Below are 19,183 nucleotides of genomic sequence, written 5' to 3' on the forward strand. Positions count from 1 at the left end.
TCAGTATAAAATGCTGGCTGAGCACTTTCTTCAGATGTCACACTTGAACTCAAAAAATTGCTTTTTCTATTGATGGCTTTTTGTTATAATGAAAGTATGATAAAAGAAATAAGTGTTTTAATTTTAGCCTATCTATTAGGCTCCATTCCTTCGGGATTATGGATTGGGAAAATCTTTTTCCATATTAATATACGGGAACATGGCTCGGGCAATACAGGAACGACCAATACCTTTCGAATTTTAGGGAAGAAAGCTGGGATCATCGTCTTTGCGATTGATTTCTTAAAAGGGACTTTAGCCGTTCTCCTTCCGACTTTCTTTGGAATTCAGGGGATCTCGCCGATGGTCTTTGGTCTCTTAGCCGTTTTGGGTCACACTTTCCCAATTTTTGCTGGATTCAAGGGTGGAAAAGCAGTGGCGACGAGTGCTGGTGTCTTACTTGGTTTCTCGCCTATCTTGCTACTCATTTTAGCTGTTTATTTTGTAGCCAGCCTTTATTTAACCAGTATGATTTCGTTTTCGAGTATTACCGTTGCGCTACTCGCCATTTTATCGGTCCTCCTTCTTCCTTTGACTGGATGGATCTTGCACGGTTATGATCCGCTTTTTACAATCATTGTCCTGGCCTTAGCTACCTTGATCATTCTTCGACATAAGGACAATATCCAACGGATCAAGGAGAAAAAAGAAAATCTCATCCCATGGGGAAAAAACATCACCCATCAACAACCAAAAAACTAGAGTAAGCGCTCTAGTTTTTTATATTCATTAAATAGAAGATCTCTGGAAGAAAACAAATAGGAGTCTCTCCCTTATCTTTCTTTTATAACTTCACTTTCAGGAGTCTCTCGATTTCTTGATAAAGTATCTCTGTCGGTTGATAAGCTTTGCAACGTTGAGCGAGGACCTTTAGATGATTCCAATCCTCCCGCGAAACCAATTCATTAAATAAACGCAAGACTTCGGAATTCGTCTTTTTACGAGAAACCAATCCTACTTGGAATAACTCAGCCCGAACCGCATTGTCAAACTGGTCATAGTCCTGGGGCAAAATCAGACTAGGAATCCCCTCTTCGATACACCCCATCAAAATCCCAGCACCTGCATGATGAATGGCAAAGTCCATTTGATCCAGAACATCTGAATAAGGGAGGTAATCAAAAATCAGAAGATTATCTGACAACATCCTTGGTGGATGCTCCAAACCACTAGGGTCACCTAGGGTTACGTAAAAGACATAGTCAGGATGTTCTTGGCTCAAAAGCTTTGCCAACTCCACCATCCGCTCTTTTTCCCATTTTAAATGAGTGCCGCAAGTGACGAGGACCCGCTTTTTAGAACTCATAAAATACTGTTTCTGTTCTTGAGGAAGGTGGTCAAAAGAGAGACAGCGATAACCAATCCATTTGAGTTGGGATGGAAAATCGTCTCGAAACTCCAACTCTTTCATGCCCAGAGCCAAGATTGAATAGGGAGAATAGATGGCTTCTGTCCCATCTTCACGGTACAATTTGAAATCCTCTAGGGTATCGAGATTCTTCTTAACCAGCGCAAATCCAACCTTCTTTGCCAGACGGATGACTTGCCTACCCAGCGCATCTCTCCACTTGTAGAAGATTCCCTGGTGCGGTTTCCAGCCACCTAGATAAGCAGGCGTTGTCGTGCGACTTTCAATCGCTACTGGACTTGGAATGGTCGTAATCCAGGGAATGCCCAAACGATCTGCTAAAACTCCAGCAGGAGCGGCTACAAAATCTGCAATGATCAAGTCTGGTCTCCCCTCAGAGTTCCAAATTCGAGTTATTTCGTCAAAAACTTCAGGTATCAGTCTGCTATTGGCCCCTAATTGTTGGTACATGATAAAGAGATTTGCTTGCTTGGCTGTATTGGCTATATCTTCCATCACTGTCGGACGATCAGGAAATAAGGCAAGGCAGTCAAAACCAATCCGCTCAACCAATGCCTTTTTCTGAAAACCTGTAATGACACGAATCTGAAAACGCGGATCCTCCAGCAAGGGCTTGACCAAAGTCAAAGTCGGAAATAAATGGCCACTAAAGGGAACGCTAATTAAATCGATTTTTATCACTTTTTCTAATCCAGTCATAGATGATTCCTTTCACATCTTCTCTGTATTCATAGCTATAATGATCCGTATCCACTTGGATATCTGCTGAGTGGTGATCCAGGATACGTGAATAAGGATCTTTCTTTCCTTTGATGACCAGTAGTTCTAGCTCCTTTTGACGTAAGAGAAGCTGGGAAACAGGGCCAAGCGCTATCACACGCAATCTTGGAAGGGAGACCTGATTCCCTAAACTTCTGAGCCACTGGGTCAGCATATTGACCCCTGAGCTCTTACAAACAAGAACCACTTCCTGCGCTTCCAACAAGGGAGACAAGTGCTTCTGTAACATCTTTTGGAAAACAGGGTTCAAAATCGTATGCCAATAGTAGATGATATTGGATGCAGAAGCCGACAGTAGGGATACTTGAGGAAATTTTATATGTTCAAAATCTTGATTGAAGGGAAAATTGCTGGCTACTACTCTATAACCTGATGGACAAATCGCATGGAGGAGATCTAGCTGCCCAGCTGTCAGCCCGGCACAAGTGACATCACTGCTCCCACTGAGAAAGAGAACCAAGCGATTAGAGTTTAGCATGGTCTGATCAAGTGATAAAGCAGACAAACGGTCTAGATAGGACTTCATCTTACTCATAACGAATCTTTCCGTCCGTCACACGAATCTTCCGTCCTCGCCAGTTTATCACAGGAGGAGTCAATAGAACATAGACAAACAACCAAGGAAGCAGGAGATCATTCAGCACTTCATAGATGACTTCATCCAAGTGTAGACGATTGGATAGAATGCTTTGCCGATAGAGGAGCATCCATACTGCCTTGAATACCAGTAAGCTTAAGGCTAGAAGAAGATAAGGCCATCCTAAAATGAGACTTAGGATCAAACCTGGAAGAGGTAGAAAACTCGGTAAACCTATGAGACAAAAGACCTTCCAGTCCAGGTGTTCCTTGAGATAGATAGAGCTAAAGAGAAGCCAACGCTTCATCTGGAGCAAATATTGCTTGGCATCCTTGATAGTGGTTCGAACATTACAGGTAACTCGCGTTTGAATAATGGATATACCTTTACTCCTTAAAAAATCAGCCACGGCTAAATCATCACATAGATAATCCTTAATTGCTGTGAAGAGCTTCTGGCCTTTTGCAAGTTCTACCGGTAGGATATAAAACATCCCGTTGATGGAGTGATTCGCCTCAACTTCTGCCATGGTAAAATAGGTAATAAAAGAATTGCCATTTACAAATGCTGCAACCAGCTTAGACCAGAAATTGCTTCTCTCCTGGTTATAAGGAATACCTGTCAGAATGACCTCTTGACCCAGATGGGCAGTTAGCTCACCCATTTTAGAAAAATCAATGACACTATCATCGTCCAAAACAATCAGATATGGACGGGTCAGCTCCTCTACAACCTGCTCAATCTTGTAACTCTTGGGATTAATCCCCTGAGGGACGTCTTCAATGAGAAAAATTCGAATGCGTTGGGCAAAAGATGCCTCTTGACAAATCTGATCTGCTACTCGCTGGGCTTCTGTATCAGACTGATCAATCAACCAGTAGAATTCAACTGCTTCAGTTTGCTGGAGATTGGCCCGCAAATCACTCTCTAAACGAGGATCCCCAGAAAGGATGGGTTGAACCACTGTAAAAAGCTGTTCTGGAAAGTCCGCAGTATGAACCTGACTTTTTTTATAATAAGTGAAGGACAGCAACCAACGGATGAGAAATAAAAGAAGATAAGTAACGGCTAAAAATATAAATACAAATTTCATCTATCAAGTCCCTTTCGTAAATACCTGGCGAGGACACGAATGATCCACCTTTGGGGAAGCATGCTACCTAGCCAAACTAGCAAGCGATAGCGAAGCCCGATAATCGCATAGGAAGTATCCCTTTCTATAAATCGGATCAACTGCTGAGCGACTTTCTCAGGCTTCATCTGCAAGCGACCGCCACCCAATGCTTCTACTAGTTTGGGAGGAAGAATAGCTGTTTGGACTGGTCCAAGAATATAGAGACCTAGCTGAATCGGTGAATCTGATTGCTTCAGTTCCTCCTGGAGAGCAAGAGTGTAGGTCTGCAAAGCAGCCTTACTAGCACTGTAGGCTGCTAAATAGGGATGAGGAAAAAGAGCAGCCAGAGATGACAGCTGGACCAAGTGGATCTTCTGATTCTTCTTCACTAATGGCTTAATTAGTTGGACCGGAACATGGTAATTGACTTGCCAGAGGTCTTGCTCACTAGCTGAATCAAGGTCACATCCTAGGGAAAAATAGGCTAGTCCCGCACAATTGACGAGAAGATCAGCATCTAGACTCTCTACAAAAGCTTCTAGAGCCACTTGATCTAGCATATCTAATGTTAGGATTGAAAGCTGCGCCTTACTCCCAGTTAGTTCTTTTTGGACTTGGGAGAGTTTGTCAGCATCTCGACTCACTAAAATCAGATGCTCCAAACGTTGTGCCAATTCTTTCGCTAGCTGCCGGCCAATCCCTCCTGTAGCGCCTAAAATGATTGCTTTTTTTATAGTATCTTCTATCTTCATAGCTCTAGTGTACCAAATTTCAACCAGTTAGAAAACTCTTACTACCATTCTCCAGCTTTACAGTTCAACCCCTACTTGTCAAAATGGTCTCTAACGTAAAAATAGAGTCCTTTTGTTTTTTGTCTATTTCCCAACCGTACTTCGATAACTACTAGCTATTAGGCGATCAAATAGGAAAGGTCGGTTCAATAAAACTACTGGAGCTGTGATGATTACAAATAGTACCAACATAAAAAAGCAAGAGCAAACAAGCAGAGGAACAAGAGTCTACCTGTAGCTTTATTAAACTCACTCATTATAGTCACTACGCTCAATGGAATCAAGAAGAAATAGGTATCTCATAAGATTTCTCTTAGATCAGTATCCACTATAAAGCATTGACTAAGTCCATCAGTATTTCCATAGGAGTTTTTTTCCTACGACCATTAACAGTTTCGATAAGATGATAAACTTTTAAACGATTGTCATTGCTAAAGACAAACTCAAAGCGGAATTCGCGTCCGTTGGGTGCCACTGTATCAAATTTCGTTTTATATTTATCATGAACGGGGCTAACTGGAAACTTATTGAAGAGCAAGCGACGCTTATCTCCTGCTTCTTTCAAACACTTTTCTAGCTCCTGGCAATAGTTATAAAACAGCTGATAGAGGTCTTCTTCTGAAATTCTTCTTCTCCGAACTAGTGATGTAAAATCCGAAAAATTTCTGCGCGGGATTTCAATGCTAAATGAGAAGCCCTCTTGGTTGATTCTTTCTAAAAATGCATCTCTTGAAATCATAGAACCACTCTTTCTTTTATCAATCTGTAGTGAACCCTTATTGTTTCTATACACAGTCAATCCATTATGTAGTCAAGCAGATCCATCAGGGTGAGTTTCTTACGACCATTGACGGTCTCAAAGAGATTATAAACTCTTAGTTGTTGGTTCTTTTTAAAAGCAAACTCAAAGCGAAACTCCCGGCCATTGCATGCCACTATATAAAATCCGGTCTGATACTTCCTCTTATCCTCTACTACTTTCATTTGCCGGTCTTCTACCTCTCTACAAAGTAAAAGAAAGATCTGATAGAGTTGCTCCTCAGAGAGCCTTTTTCTCCAAACTAATGACTTGAAGTTATTGTACGTCCACCATGGGATTTGGATGTTGAAGGAAAAACCTTCCTGATTGGCTTTATCGATAAATGCTTTTCTGGAGACCATACCACTTCCCCTTCTATTGGAACATCGTTTGACTTTATTATACCATCTTTTATCCTTTCACAAAAAAAGCATCCCAAATGGAATGCTGTTTTCTATTTCTTAATAGTATTCCCCTTGGCGATAGTTCCAAGAGTTGAAATGATCAGATAAGTGCATCATGATCTTATCAATATCCAATCCCTTACGGATCACAACTGGACAAGTATTGACAGAACGGCTACCTGCTCCTTGTTCTGGGATGAGTTTTCCTTCGGCATCAACCATAGAGACCATCACGCCTTGTTCATAGCGCGTTTCAATGGTCTTGTCTGGTTGGATAGAGGCTACATAATCATCGGCTTCGATAACCAAGTCCACAGCACCTTCGATACGCTCACCGATTCCTTCGACCTTCCCGCGGTTACCTTTACCGGAAGGGTTGGCTGAAGAAGCGTAAACCATCTTACCTTCTTTTTCCCACATTTCTTTGGCAATTTGCTCACCAGCTTTACCAAATTTGATGACAAAGCATGAAGTTCCACGAACGTCTGTCATGAGTTCTTCACGTCCATCTCCGAAAGCCTGCAATTTTGCATAAGCATCTTCACGCCAAGGAAGGATACAACCAAGCAAGATATCTTCATCCCAATGTTTTTGGTAGAAGGCTTCAATTTCAGGATTCAATTGCGCAAGGGCACGAAGTTCATCCATGCTTCCGCAAAGAACCACACCTGGTTTGTTGCGGTTGCGTTCTTTGGCTTCGAATTTACGTTCCAAGCCAGCCTTGTCACTGGTCATGATGATGTAGCCAACTTTGGTAGGGCAGACGATACAGCCCCCTTCTCCTTTAAGAATGTCAAATCCTTCTTGTGAAAGTTGTCCGTCCCATTGAATGTGTTTTGTCATAAGTCTCTTTCCTTTTCTATTCTTTTTAGTATTGTATCAAAAAATAGTCTCAAATTCAATATATTTTCAGAAAATTCGTAATTCGATATACAATTTTATCATTGCCAGTAGGCTGGCCGATTCTTCTCATAAGCTGCGATCAAGTCTTCGTACTGAAGCGTAATCCCGATATCATCCAAACCATTGAGCAATTTGTGCTTCCAATCTTGATCGATCTCAAAGCGAAACTCTCCAACAGGCGAGATGATCTTCTGCTCTTCCAAATCCACCGTCACTGGATCTGTCGGCTTCAAACTTGCCAATTTTTGACGAACCTCTAGTGGTTGGACAATCGGCAGCATGCCATTATTGAGCTCATTATTGTAATGGATATCTCCGAAAGAGCCGGCGATAACGACTTTAAAGCCATAATCAGCTAAAGCCCAGGCTGCGTGCTCCCGAGAGGAACCAGCCCCAAAATTGTCACCAGTGATCAAAATGGTTGCCTTGCGGTATTCTGGCTTGTTAAAGATAAAATCTGGATCCTCAGTATATTGGTCATCCAAATAGCGCCAAGCATACATGAGGTATTTCCCAAAACCTTTTTTATCAATTAACTTTAAGAATTGCTTGGGGAGGATTTGGTCGGTATCAATATTATCGTTCATCAAAGGAACGGTTGTTCCTGTATAAATGGTAAATTTCTCCATGCTTCCTCCTTTTACTCGACTTCTGGCATTTGGCGCACATCGACAAAGCGACCAGCGATTGCTGCTGCAGCGGCCATTGCTGGGCTACAGAGATGGGTCTTAGCCCCAAATCCTTGGCGGTCTTCGAAGTTCCGGTTGCTAGTAGAGGCACAGTGGACCCCATCTGGAACCTTGTCTGGGTTCATTCCTAGACACATGGAGCATCCTGGATCACGCCATTCAAAGCCCGCATCCATGAAGATCTTGTCTAAGCCTAATTTTTCGGCAGCTTGCTTAACCGGACGAGAGCCAGGTACCACAATAGCAGTTAAGTTTGGCGCAATTTTTTTGCCTTTCACAAACTTGGCTGCCAACTCCAAATCGCTGAGACGCGCATTGGTACAAGAACCGATAAAGATATAGCCTAATTCAATGTCTGCTGGTTTTTGACCAGGTTCTAGATCCATATAATGATAAGCCCGTTCATCATTCATGTCGCGAATCTCTGGAAAAGGAGTCTCGAAGTCCACTCCCATAGAAGGATTGGTCCCCCAAGTCACCATCGGTGCAAGATCAGATACGTCCATTCGGATGACCTTGTCATAAACGGCATCGTCATCACTAACCAGAGTCTTCCAATCAGCTACTGCAGCCTCAAAATCATCTGGCACACATTCGCGTCCTCGGAGGTAGTCAAAGGTCGTCTCATCTGGATTCATGATCCCCATTTTGGACCCGAACTCGATCGACATGTTACAGATGGTCATGCGTTCTTCCATGGTCAAGCGATCAATTGCTTCTCCCCGAAACTCTACGACATAGCCAACTCCATAAGCAACACCGTAGCGCGCTATCAAAGCTAGGATGTAATCCTTTGAATAGATCCCTTTTTGTGGGGTTCCGGTGAATTCAACCAACATTTTCTTTGGTTTGACTTGCCAGATGGTTTGGGTGGCAAAGACATGCTCCACTTCACTGGTTCCGATCCCAAAAGCAATGGCACCAAAGGCTCCGTGGGTTGCGGTATGGCTGTCTCCACAGACAATAAATTTTCCAGGCTGGGTCCGACCGGTTTCAGGTCCCACCATATGAACGATTCCTTGCTTAGCAGAACCATGAGCAGCATGATCAATCCCAAAGTCCACCACATTCTCAGCTAATTTATCAATCTGAGCTTTTGAAATCACATCACGAATATCAAAAATATTGACCGTTGGAACATTGTGATCAAAGGTTCCAAAGGTTAAATCGGGTCGTCGGACTTTGCGTCCTGCATCCCGTAATCCTTGAAAGGCTTGCGGACTTGTCACTTCGTGGATGTAGTGTTGGTCCACATACATGAGTTGGGGTTGCCCTTCCACTCCTGTAATCACGTGGCGGTCCCAAAGTTTATCAAAGATAGATTTTCCACTCATCGTCTTTCTCCATTTATCTTCTTGTTAGGAAATCCATTGAAGGATTAGAAAGAGGACACCTGCTAAAAGAAGGCTACTGCCCCACCAGGTAGCTTGAAAATACCATTTCCGCACCTTGTGGTGAAAGAGATATCCACCTAGTAGAGCTCCGAATCCACCAAGTAGCCAGCTCTCGAGTAACAGGACCTTTTCAGGAATCCGCCACCTGTTTTGGATAGCTTTTCGTTTATCTAAACCATAGGTCAGAAATACGATACTATTCCAAATAGCAATAAGAACTAAACAGCGGTCTCTCCAAGTCATCTTAGAGATTCCCAATAATGGCTGCAGTCATCTCAGCAGTCGAAGCCTGTCCACCTAGATCCCGTGTCAAAATTCCTTGATTCAAGGTTTGATTGACGGCTTCTTCGATCATTTCTGCACCTGCTGTTTCTCCAAAACTGTCTCGGAGCATCATAGCAACGGACAGGATCATGGAAATCGGATTGGCAATGCCTTGACCTGCAATATCAGGTGCTGAACCGTGAATCGGTTCGTACATGCTTGGTCCTTGGTCAGAATGACTGGCAGACGGCATCACGCCTAGTGTTCCAGGAAGGACGCTCGATTCGTCAGATAAGATATCTCCGAATAGATTCTCTGTCACTACAACATCAAAGCGGGCTGGATTGGTAATCATGATCATGGCCGCACTATCGACAAGCTGGTGCTCTAAGGTCACATCTGGAAATTCTTTGGCAACTTCTTCTGCCACTTGACGCCACAATTTAGAAGTTGCAAGGACATTTTGCTTATCGATACTGGTCACTTTCTTGCCACGTCCTTGGGCGATCTTGAAGGCTTGGCGCATAATCCGACGGATTTCTTCTGCACTGTAATCATTGATATCGCGTGCTGTATCTTCTTTCAAGATATGCTCTCCAAAGTAAATCCCACCTGTCAATTCTCGCACGACTACAAAGTCGACACCCTCGATACGCTCTGGTTTCAAAGGAGACAGATGTTTTAAGGCGTCAAAAATTCGTACAGGACGAATATTTGCAAAGAGATTTAATTCCTTGCGAATAGCGAGCAAGCCTTGTTCGGGACGAACAGGAGCATTGTCATACTCAGGACTCCCGATGGCTGCGAGAAGAATAGCATCCGCTCCTTTAGCTGCTTTTAGAGTATCTTGGGGAAGAGGATGCCCAGCGGCATCAATCCCAGCACCCCCAAAAGGTTTGTCTTCTAAACTATAATCAAAGCCGATTTTGGGAGCAACGGCTGCAAGAACCTCTAGTCCAGCTGCCATGATCTCAGGGCCAATTCCATCTCCTGCAAGTGTTACAATTTTCTTTGTCATGTTCATTTCCTCTTAGGCTTGTGGAAGATCACGGTAGGAGACAGCTCGTCCCATCTCACCCGCATTCTCTTTTTGAACCAGCGTATTAGCATTGATATAAGCGATGGCAGAGGCTTTCAATACGTCGAAGTCCAAACCAGAGGCATTGAAAATCGTATCTGTATCGACATTTTCCACGGATACCAAGACACGGGCTTGGGCATCGATCCCATCAGTCACTGCATCGATATTATAAGATGTCAAACGAACAGTTTGGTTGAAGAATTTATCAATCGCATTAAAGATCGCTTCAACTGACCCTTGACCATTAGCAAGGAATTCAAGCACTTCCCCTTCTTCATTGCGGAGGCTAACTGCTGCTGTAATCGTTTCGTCTGCATTGGTGGTTAAGCGGAGATCGTTAAATTGGAATCCTTCTGGATTATCAACTGCTGTACCGGCTACAAGGGCGCGGATATCGGCATCTGTGATCTCGTGTTTCTTGTCTGCCAGAGATTTGAACTTCGCAAACAACGGCTTGATGTCCTCTTCTGTAAATTCCAGTCCCAACTCATGCAGTTTTTCGACAAAGGCATGGCGACCAGACAATTTTCCAAGAGGGAGGCTATTGCTCTTGACACCCACCAGCTCAGGGGTGATGATTTCATAAGTAAGAGGATTTTTAAGAACCCCGTCTTGGTGAATCCCAGACTCGTGTGAGAAGGCATTGCCACCAACAACCGCCTTGTTTTTAGGAATTGGAATACCAGAGTAACGAGAGACCAACTCAGAAGTGTTGATGGTTTCATTAAGGACAATCGGACTTTCAACTTGGAAATAGTCTTCACGGATATTGAGAGCAACCGCTACTTCTTCAAGTGCCGCATTGCCGGCCCGCTCCCCGATCCCATTAATGGTTCCTTCGACACGACGGGCACCATTTTTAACAGCAGCGAGGCTATTCGCCACGGCCATTCCTAGGTCATCATGGCAATGAGGGGAATAGATAATCTCGCGGTCTGTCTTGACATGGTCGATCAAGTATTTGAAAATAGCTCCGTACTCTGCTGGTGTCGTGAAACCGACTGTATCAGGAATATTGATGTAGCTAGCACCAGCATCGACTGCAGTCTGGACAACTTGCAAGAGGAAATCCAATTCTGTCCGGGTCGCATCTTCGGGAGAGAACTCCACAATCTCAAATTTTGAGCGAGCGTAAGAAACGTGCTCTTTGATGGCTTCAAGAATTTCTTCCTTGGTCTTGTTGAGTTTAAACTCCCGGTGAATGGGACTGGTTGCGATAAAGACGTGAATTTGTGGATACTTGGCATCCTTCAAGGCTTCATAACAAGCGTCAATATCTGATTTGACAGAACGGGCCAAACCTGTCACGGCTGTCTTGGTCAAGACCTTCGCAATCTCTTGAACAGCAGTGAAGGAATCCGGACTAGCTGCAGGAAAACCTGCTTCAATAGCAGAAATGCCCCATTTTTCCAATTGTTTAGCAATGGCAATCTTTTCTTTGATAGAAAAATTAACTCCTGGAGTCTGTTCGCCATCCCGAAGGCTGGTATCTAAAAATTCAACTTTACGCATAGGGTCTCCTCATTTCTATGTAGTGGATATAAAGAAAAACATCTCACTCGGTTAACCAAGCGAGATGTTTTTGCCCGCTTGGTAAGCCAAACAGGACTAATGCTTCTGCACTAGCCCTTATACCTCAACAACAAAGCAAATTGAATAAACTTAGCTGTTTTCATGTTTGACTTTCTCCTTTGTTCAATGTCTTGTTTAGTATTTTAGCATAGGGAAAAAGCAATGTCAAGAATTTTCTACAATATTCTGAATTTTTTGAATAGAAACAAAATAGAGCTTTCAGTTCTAGTTAGACTATTGACAGCCTGTTTTTACATAAGAAAACTGAGATGCTCTTAAAAAATTATAATGATATAAACAATTAGGATCATTTAAACACATCATATAATGAAACTTTCAGCCGTAAGAAAAGAGGCTGGGACAAAAGTCCTAGCCTCTCAATTGTTTTTGGATTGTCGAGCAAGACGCAGTGGTTGAGTGGGCTCTACTACGCTGATTTCATCAGCTTTTACAGCCCTACTCAACTGTGCGGAGGTGGGACGACGAAATCGAATTCTAACGAATTACCGATTTCTGTCCCACTCTCTCGGAATTATTGAGACTAAGGAAAGTTTCTAAGATGACATTGACTTCAATCTGGATAGTCTCTTTCGCTCTACTTCTTCTGATACAAATCAAAAACGATCTTGTCATTATAGAGGTCAATGGTATTGGCCTTGACATAGATTCCGAAGTCATTGTCAATTTCTGGCAATACAATGGTGATGGTAGACTGTTTTGGAGAAATTTGGATAAATTCTGGAATAGTTTTATTCTTGCTCAAGAGCTGCAAAACCATCCTTTGTGGAATTTGAAAGGTTCCGACTGAAAAATCCTTCACCGTCAAGAGGATGTTCCCGTTTTCCAATTTGGATGGTTGAAAGTAAATATATAAGGGATAATCCTTCCCTAAGAGACTCAACTGCCCTTCTAATAGGATTTGCTGATTGTCCGCATAGACCTTGTAGTCGGACAGCTTATATTTTTTCAGGAGCGATTTGATGGTATCATTGAGTTGATCACGAGTCGTTGTCATAGTTCCAACTTTGACATCTTTGGTGCCAACTGTTTGATGAAGCTGGCTAACATCTTCCCTTGGCGTCGCTAAGCGTCCTTGCACAACTAAAGCCAAGGCTAAGAGAAGGCTGACCAAACCTAAAAATAACCATTTCCAAATATTAATTTTTTGAAGGAAGGGGACCTTCTCTTTGATGGGATTATTTTTGACTCCAAGTTTTCTTCGTGGCATTGATTTTCTCCAATATTGCTTGTTTCATCTTTTCATAGCCCGTATTGTTGGGGTGGAAACTATCCTCTTCATACAGGGCATCATTGATAACGGTTGTCTTCCCGTCACTGATTTCTGATACGCCCATTTTGCCATCAATGCCTTTATAGAGCAGATCATTGATCGGAACGAAATAGACCTGATCATATTGCGCGATGGTTTCTTCCGTCGTCTCATTCCAACGATCGACAGCCGTCTGGATACTGGTTAATTCAGGAAAATTCAGGTAAAGAGGATTGTAGATCCCCACTACATAAATAGGAAGATGGGGATTGTCCTTTCTGGCCTTTGTAATAATTTCTTTGAGGTTCGCTGTATAACTCTTGAGCGGCTTTTGGATATCCGATAGGGAAAAGTCACTCAGATGATCGACAACGACTTTGCGCAGATCATTTCCTCCAACTGTTAAGGTCATGACACGCGCCTTTTTGAGATCCTTCTGAAGATCTGTTTGCTTCTTGAGTCGATCTAAGATCTGAGCACTTGTATTTCCAGCTACTCCATAGTTGACAGGCTGATACTGGCCGTCATTTTCATTGGACAGACTTTGGGCAAGGATGGGCACGAAGCCCCCTTGCTTGGTGCTATCCCCTACTCCTTCGGTCAGTGAATCCCCTAGAGCTACATAAGTATAGGTGATTTCTTTCGCAGCCGTTTTGGGCTTGGTCATGCGAGGAGACGCAGTTGGTAGCAGAGCACGAAATAGAAAGATAAAGACAAGAAGGCTGGTTAAAAAGAAAACCAAGCCTTGCATCATTTTTTTAAGATTCATATGAATACGATCGCTCATCCTTGAAAAATCACTTGTCCATCACAGATCGTATAAGCGACTTTTCCTTTTAGTGTTTCACCCACAAATGGTGAATTGCCCGCTTTTGAAGCGAAATGATCCGATACCAGACGATCTGCTTCTGGATCAAAGATGGTCAAATCTGCCGGTCCATCCACTGCGATATAGCCAGCATCAAAATCATAGAGACGTGCTGGATTATAGGACATCTTTTCAAGCAATTGCATCAGGCTTAAATGGCCTGCATGCACCAAGTAGGTCAAACCAAGAGAAAGCGAAGTTTCAAGCCCAGTCATTCCAGATGGTGCTTTGGTAATATCAGGGACATTCTTCTCATCCGCATGGTGAGGCGCGTGGTCAGTCGCAATCACAGAGATAACGCCTGACTTCAAGCCTTCAATCACTGCTAGACGGTCAGATTCCAAGCGAAGAGGTGGATTCATCTTAGCATTGCTTCCTTTAGTCAAGAGCAGACTTTCTGTTTTCGAAAAGTGTTGAGGTGCCACTTCTGCCGTTACATGAGCTCCTAATCCTTGGGCAAATCCCACCACCTTGACACTTTCTTCCTTGGAAAGGTGTTGGATATGGAGGTGGGCACCTGTCGCATGAGCAATCATGGCATCACGCGCAGCCATTGAATATTCGGCTACACCCGTCGCACCACAGACATGGAAGTGTTCCTTGGCAATGTTCTCATTCAAACCAAGAATACCATTCAACTCAGGGTCTTCTTCATGCAGACTAATAAAGGTTCCTAAACGCTTAGCTTCTTCCAAGGCTTGGCGGACAACCTTAGTGCTTTGAAGGGGAATCCCATCATCTGAAAATCCCACTGCACCAGCCTTAAGCAGGCCTTCAAAATCTGTCAGGTGTTGACCGTCAAAGTTCTTAGTCACCGTCGCAACCGTATGAATGTGAAGATTTTCCTTGGCTGCAGAAGCTAAGACTTCCTCTAAGGTCGCAATATCTGAAATGGTCGGATTGGTATTGGCCATCATGACCACTCGAGTAAAACCACCAGCAGCTGCGGCTAAGGCACCCGTATGGATGTCTTCTTTATGAGTTTGACCGGGTTCGCGGAAATGCACGTGTACATCGATCAAACCAGGTGCCACAACCAGACCAGTAGCATCAAGGACTTCTTGCCCATCCGTTCGGAGGTTCTCAGCGATCTCTACAATTTTCTTTCCTTCAATGCGAAGATCACAGACTTGATCCAAGCCAGTCTTGGGATCCATTACGCGACCATTTTTAATGACAACCATTGCATTCTCCTTTATTCATAAAAATCAACATGCGACTCTAACAAGCGGTCGCCGTCATAGCGAAACATTGCTGAAAAGAAGGGTTTATCCTCCAACAACCACTCAACAAAGGTGTGGTCCCCTTCCCAGGTTGGTTTTGAGAGGACTTGATCATAAGGTACCCACTCCAAGGTCCCTTCGTTACACTCGATCAGTTCTCCCTCAAAATCTGTTACCTTGAAGACATAGGTGTACCAGTCCAAATCTGGAGTAAACTCCGGAAAGGTAATAATCCCTTTCAAAACTGGCTTGGCTCTAAGGCCGGTCTCCTCAAAAATTTCACGCGCCGCACACTCCTGTGGGGTTTCCCCGCGTTCTAATTTTCCACCAACTCCGATCCATTTACCTTCATGGACATCATTGGGCTTTTTATTGCGATGCAACATGAGAAATTCTTTCCCATTGTCAATGTAACAAATCGTTGCTAATTGTGGCATTTCTTTCTCCTATCTTAACCAATCAATCGGCTCGCGTCCCGCCTCTTTCAAAAATTGATTGGTTTTTGAAAAGGGTTGGGAACCAAAGAATCCTCGGTAGGCCGATAAAGGACTTGGGTGAGCTGATTCAAGGACCAAATGTCGATCGTTGGTAATCAGAGGCTTTTTCTTACGGGCATAAGATCCCCAGAGGATAAAGACAACAGGCTCCTCCAACTCATTGACCACCTTGATCACAGCATCTGTGAAAGGCTCCCAAATTTGTCCTGCATGGCCATTGGCCTGACCAGCAGGCACCGTCAAGCAGGCATTGAGCAAGAGCACGCCTTGCTCTGCCCAAGAGGTCAGATCATGGGAACGCTTCTCTCCGATATCTGAGCGCAATTCTTTGAGAATATTTTGCAAAGAAGGCGGCGCTGGTACATGATCTGGAACAGAAAAACTTAAGCCCTGCGCTTGATCCGGTCCATGGTAGGGATCTTGCCCTAAGATCAAGACCTTGACATGATCCATCTCTGTCATCTGCAAGGCCTTAAAGACCTTGTCACGCGGTGGATAAACCACTCCTTTGCTGTAGACTTCATTCATAAAGTCATTGATCTGGTGAAAATACCCTTCTGGAAGATGGGATTTGATGGCTTCATGCCAGGGTGAATGCTGCATGGAAACTCTCCGCTATCCAATAAATTCTTACCTTCCATTATACCACATTTGGCGCAGATCCACTGGATAAAAAAGAGGCTGGATAATTTTGTCCAACCTCTTTTTCTGCCTGTCAAACAAGCAGGAGCTTTTATGTATTTTCTTTCTTGGTAAATCCTGCTAGACCGATCGAAGCGACTAGTAAAATTTGCGGTAAGAATTGGATGAGGTAGCGGGTCTTCCCACCTTCAAAGATGGTTAAGAAAAGCAAACCACCAAAGACCGCTAAGGAAAGGAAGTTAAAATCATCTGTATCTCGACGTTTGAGATAAGCTCCAACCAAACCAGCCGATAGGACGATCCAGATCAGCTGCTTGACAAATTCATAATACTTGTACTGCGGTCGATCAATGCTGAGGAAATAGGTCCGCACCCATTTTGCCAAACCATTATTTTTAGTCAGAGGTGCATATAGAGGATTGATAAAAGGCGTCTTCTCATACTCTACATCTCGGTAAAGCCAACCGAGGGTCCCTTCTGCTACCGTCAAGGATTGCTTGTAGTAGATATGCCCGATCAAACCGAACGGTCCGTATTCCTTGAGCCGGCGTTTGATTTCTTTGATCACATTTTCTTTTTTAAAGAGGCCATTGTTGTAATCCGAGCGCTTATCCTCATCGATATAGGCCAACAAGCCTTCTTTCATATCTTCTTGGTTGTGCCCCATATCTGTCAAGCCCAGATTGATAAACAAGAGCGGGCCTTTTGCCAGCCCTTCTTGTTTCAAGATCGGTACAACTGTTTGATGATTGACCGCTGTATTCAATCCTGCAAAGACAAAGCCCGTCGTCAAGACCGTCACCGTAGCAATCTTTCCAAAGGCCTTCCAATTTCCTCTGAAAAAGAGCACAGCCCAAAAGGCAATCATGACAATAATCGTCGTTGGACGGATCAACATGGATACGCCAGATAAGATCCCCAAGCCAACAATCTTCTTCCAGGAGACTGCTTGATCTTCCTTTAATAGATCCAAAGCCCACCATAACTGAAGAGCGATCAAAGGAAGTGGCGGAATGTCCGTATACATGGAATAGAAATAAGGCGAGTAACAGATCAAGCTCACATAGAAGAGATAGACCAGATCAGCCGTTTTTTGATTGAAATGCTTCTGGGACAGCTTGTACAAGAGGACTGCACCCAGATTGACATAGAGGATATTGAGAGCCTGCATGACCCACAGACCGCTAGAGCCAAATAAGACATAGAAAAACTTCTCGTAAAGAAAGAGCGGAATGTTATTGGGATTGCGACTGAGGTAGTTGGTGATAGAGGATTGCTTAAGAAGATCAAAAGCCCCTTTGAAAACAACCGCAGCATCCCGACGGATCAAGAGCTCCGCACAGACCATAACGATCAACTGAAAGACAACCGCTCCAAGCAAGAAGCCTTTTTTATGCCGAGTCAACCAAGCAAAGGCACTCTTTAGCCCATCGCGTTTCAGCCAGGCTAGCAGAAATAGCAACCCAGCACCTAAAATGGCTAGCCATGAAATCTCTCTCAGATAGGTCACACTGATCAAGAACCAGTGGACCATCACTAGCAACATGACAACATGAAGCATCCCAAATAGAATACGTTTACTTTTCGATAACATAGCTCCATTATATCAAAAAAACAGCATTTCTGCTGTTTTGGACTGACTATCAACTGTAAAGTGAAAAGAAAAGTTGTTCTAAAATGTAATTTATAAACATACTCATTTTATCGAAGCAATTTTTAACTCTTAACCTTAACTAACAGACCTAAAATACTAGAATTAAAATACATAATAATACAAGATAAATTCCAACCGTTAGAATCATTCCGATTTTATAGAAACCGACTAAGCCAGCATATCGTTCGACAAAACCGATCTGTGGGTCGACTGGATTATAAAAGACTGTCATAGGAGACCCGATTGGGAATATCATCCGCAAATCCAGATTTTTGCCGGCTCCAAGAACATAGGTTCTATCGAAAACATTGGTTTGTCTTGACTTAGAAGAAGTCTCTCTGAAATAAGCGTAGGTAAAGGTCTTTTGGTATCTTTCGCCCCCAACTTGATACTCCACCACAGGCAGGGAAATAAGCAGTTGATTTTTGGAATCAAAAGCAACTACTTCTCCCAGAACTTTTGCGGTTGATTCTGTTTTCACTTTTATTTCACGACGATACAAGGTGTAAAAGATGAGCAGCATGATCAAGAAAACAAGGCTCAGAATGCCCAAGCTAAGCCAGAATATTGTTACTGTCATTGATTTTTTTACCCTTTCACATAAACTAGTTGGTTTCAAATCCCTTGAAAAATTTTTATTCTCCCCTTTTCAACCAATTCTGTTGCTGCGCTTTTTCTGCAAAATCTTTTGCTTTGTTTATATCTAGTGAATTTGAATCTGATGGAGCATTGGATTCAATCTCTTCTTTCAATTCTTGTAAAGTTTGAACATCTTTCGGGGTTAAATTAGAGACTGTGCTAGATTCTTTTTCTGTCGAACTTTCTGGCACAGACTGGATCTCGCTATTAGTTTTTATTACCTCAGTTCCTACATCCGTTTTTGGAGCTGGTCGGTATAACATGAAGAATCCAACAATTACAATGATGAAAGATAGGATCGATATCCCATTTCGTTTTTGAATTTCTTCCTGAGGAATTTCTACTCCTTTTGTTGATAAATTCTTCCATTCTGGATGTTCCTTCTCAGCTGCTTTTTTCTCATAAAAGAAAGGTGCAATCAATGACTGATTGATGAAGGTGAGAGTTCCAAGACAGGTTATAAAAAAGGGCACTTCACGAGAGTGGCTAAGCAATATCTGAATATAAAATACACTAGCAATTATACCTAGGACGATAATAATTGTAAATCTAATTTTAAATTCCTTCTTCATTTGCAAATAATGTTCTTTTGTCATCTTATTCTCCCTTAAAAA

Annotated in this window: 21 protein-coding genes; 1 reads left to right on the forward strand and 20 read right to left on the reverse strand. The window is 43.1% G+C overall.

The annotated features are described in order from the left end of the window. The first annotated feature begins 96 nt into the window (after positions 1–96). Complete coding sequence (gene plsY, locus NML76_RS01740; RefSeq protein ID WP_195189832.1) at positions 97–741, forward strand: glycerol-3-phosphate 1-O-acyltransferase PlsY; 645 nt, start codon at positions 97–99, stop codon at positions 739–741. Between the two features lie 82 nt (positions 742–823). On the opposite strand, the gene NML76_RS01745 is transcribed toward plsY, so the two are convergent. The 20 genes from NML76_RS01745 to NML76_RS01840 all read right to left on the reverse strand — a co-directional run bounded on the left by NML76_RS01745 (position 824) and on the right by NML76_RS01840 (position 19,165). Continuing rightward, a complete protein-coding gene (locus NML76_RS01745) occupies positions 824–2,107 on the reverse strand; it encodes a glycosyltransferase (RefSeq protein ID WP_195189831.1) in 1,284 nt (427 codons plus the stop codon). Further along, positions 2,067–2,723: a hypothetical protein gene (locus tag NML76_RS01750; RefSeq protein ID WP_195189830.1), complete on the reverse strand. Its 657-nt coding sequence runs from the start codon at positions 2,721–2,723 to the stop codon at positions 2,067–2,069. The genes NML76_RS01745 and NML76_RS01750 overlap by 41 nt, the downstream gene beginning before the upstream one ends. Further along, positions 2,716–3,858 (reverse strand): glycosyltransferase, encoded by a 1,143-nt coding sequence (locus tag NML76_RS01755; protein WP_195189829.1) that lies wholly within the window; start codon positions 3,856–3,858, stop codon positions 2,716–2,718. The genes NML76_RS01750 and NML76_RS01755 overlap by 8 nt, the downstream gene beginning before the upstream one ends. Further along, complete coding sequence (locus NML76_RS01760; protein ID WP_118095094.1) at positions 3,855–4,631, reverse strand: SDR family oxidoreductase; 777 nt, start codon at positions 4,629–4,631, stop codon at positions 3,855–3,857. Before NML76_RS01760 ends, NML76_RS01755 begins: the two co-directional genes overlap by 4 nt. A gap of 367 nt (positions 4,632–4,998) precedes the next feature. Next, on the reverse strand, positions 4,999–5,409 hold the full coding sequence (locus tag NML76_RS01765; protein ID WP_195189828.1) for a hypothetical protein: 411 nt from the start codon (positions 5,407–5,409) through the stop codon (positions 4,999–5,001). Between the two features lie 56 nt (positions 5,410–5,465). Beyond that, entirely contained in the window at positions 5,466–5,831 is a 366-nt protein-coding gene (locus NML76_RS01770) for a hypothetical protein (RefSeq protein ID WP_195189827.1), read from the reverse strand. Positions 5,832–5,930: 99 nt separating this feature from the next. After that, positions 5,931–6,716 carry an L-threonylcarbamoyladenylate synthase gene (locus tag NML76_RS01775; RefSeq protein WP_003003291.1) on the reverse strand — a complete coding sequence of 262 codons (786 nt, stop codon included), beginning with the start codon at positions 6,714–6,716 and terminating at the stop codon, positions 5,931–5,933. 98 nt (positions 6,717–6,814) lie between these two features. Continuing rightward, on the reverse strand, positions 6,815–7,405 hold the full coding sequence (gene leuD / locus NML76_RS01780; RefSeq protein ID WP_003003580.1) for a 3-isopropylmalate dehydratase small subunit: 591 nt from the start codon (positions 7,403–7,405) through the stop codon (positions 6,815–6,817). Positions 7,406–7,416: 11 nt separating this feature from the next. Continuing rightward, on the reverse strand, positions 7,417–8,799 hold the full coding sequence (leuC, locus tag NML76_RS01785; RefSeq protein WP_195189826.1) for a 3-isopropylmalate dehydratase large subunit: 1,383 nt from the start codon (positions 8,797–8,799) through the stop codon (positions 7,417–7,419). A gap of 24 nt (positions 8,800–8,823) precedes the next feature. Continuing rightward, positions 8,824–9,102 (reverse strand): DUF1294 domain-containing protein, encoded by a 279-nt coding sequence (locus NML76_RS01790; RefSeq protein ID WP_150905996.1) that lies wholly within the window; start codon positions 9,100–9,102, stop codon positions 8,824–8,826. 1 nt (position 9,103) lies between these two features. Next, the gene (gene leuB, locus NML76_RS01795; RefSeq protein ID WP_049473039.1) at positions 9,104–10,141 is read right to left on the reverse strand and encodes a 3-isopropylmalate dehydrogenase; all 1,038 of its coding nucleotides are present in this window, start codon (positions 10,139–10,141) and stop codon (positions 9,104–9,106) included. A 12-nt stretch (positions 10,142–10,153) separates the two neighbouring features. Beyond that, positions 10,154–11,716 (reverse strand): 2-isopropylmalate synthase, encoded by a 1,563-nt coding sequence (locus tag NML76_RS01800; protein WP_195189825.1) that lies wholly within the window; start codon positions 11,714–11,716, stop codon positions 10,154–10,156. A 655-nt stretch (positions 11,717–12,371) separates the two neighbouring features. Further along, on the reverse strand, positions 12,372–13,004 hold the full coding sequence (locus NML76_RS01805; RefSeq protein WP_195189824.1) for a YpmS family protein: 633 nt from the start codon (positions 13,002–13,004) through the stop codon (positions 12,372–12,374). Further along, positions 12,973–13,815, reverse strand: a complete 843-nt coding sequence (locus NML76_RS01810) for an SGNH/GDSL hydrolase family protein (protein ID WP_254732704.1) — start codon at positions 13,813–13,815, stop codon at positions 12,973–12,975. Before NML76_RS01810 ends, NML76_RS01805 begins: the two co-directional genes overlap by 32 nt. 14 nt (positions 13,816–13,829) lie before the next feature. After that, positions 13,830–15,098 (reverse strand): dihydroorotase, encoded by a 1,269-nt coding sequence (locus NML76_RS01815; RefSeq protein WP_254732534.1) that lies wholly within the window; start codon positions 15,096–15,098, stop codon positions 13,830–13,832. Between the two features lie 11 nt (positions 15,099–15,109). After that, complete coding sequence (locus tag NML76_RS01820) at positions 15,110–15,574, reverse strand: 8-oxo-dGTP diphosphatase (RefSeq protein WP_003003493.1); 465 nt, start codon at positions 15,572–15,574, stop codon at positions 15,110–15,112. Between the two features lie 9 nt (positions 15,575–15,583). Beyond that, positions 15,584–16,237 carry a uracil-DNA glycosylase gene (locus NML76_RS01825; protein WP_254732535.1) on the reverse strand — a complete coding sequence of 218 codons (654 nt, stop codon included), beginning with the start codon at positions 16,235–16,237 and terminating at the stop codon, positions 15,584–15,586. Between the two features lie 130 nt (positions 16,238–16,367). Next, a complete protein-coding gene (locus tag NML76_RS01830; RefSeq protein ID WP_195189821.1) occupies positions 16,368–17,870 on the reverse strand; it encodes a glycosyltransferase family 39 protein in 1,503 nt (500 codons plus the stop codon). 148 nt (positions 17,871–18,018) lie between these two features. After that, positions 18,019–18,510, reverse strand: a complete 492-nt coding sequence (locus tag NML76_RS01835; RefSeq protein WP_023917987.1) for a DUF3592 domain-containing protein — start codon at positions 18,508–18,510, stop codon at positions 18,019–18,021. Positions 18,511–18,565: 55 nt separating this feature from the next. Continuing rightward, positions 18,566–19,165 carry a hypothetical protein gene (locus tag NML76_RS01840; RefSeq protein ID WP_049491140.1) on the reverse strand — a complete coding sequence of 200 codons (600 nt, stop codon included), beginning with the start codon at positions 19,163–19,165 and terminating at the stop codon, positions 18,566–18,568. Positions 19,166–19,183 lie beyond the last annotated feature (18 nt).

This window comes from Streptococcus sp. CF8_Ac1-9, from assembly GCF_024295565.1.
GTDB lineage: Bacteria > Bacillota > Bacilli > Lactobacillales > Streptococcaceae > Streptococcus > Streptococcus parasanguinis_X.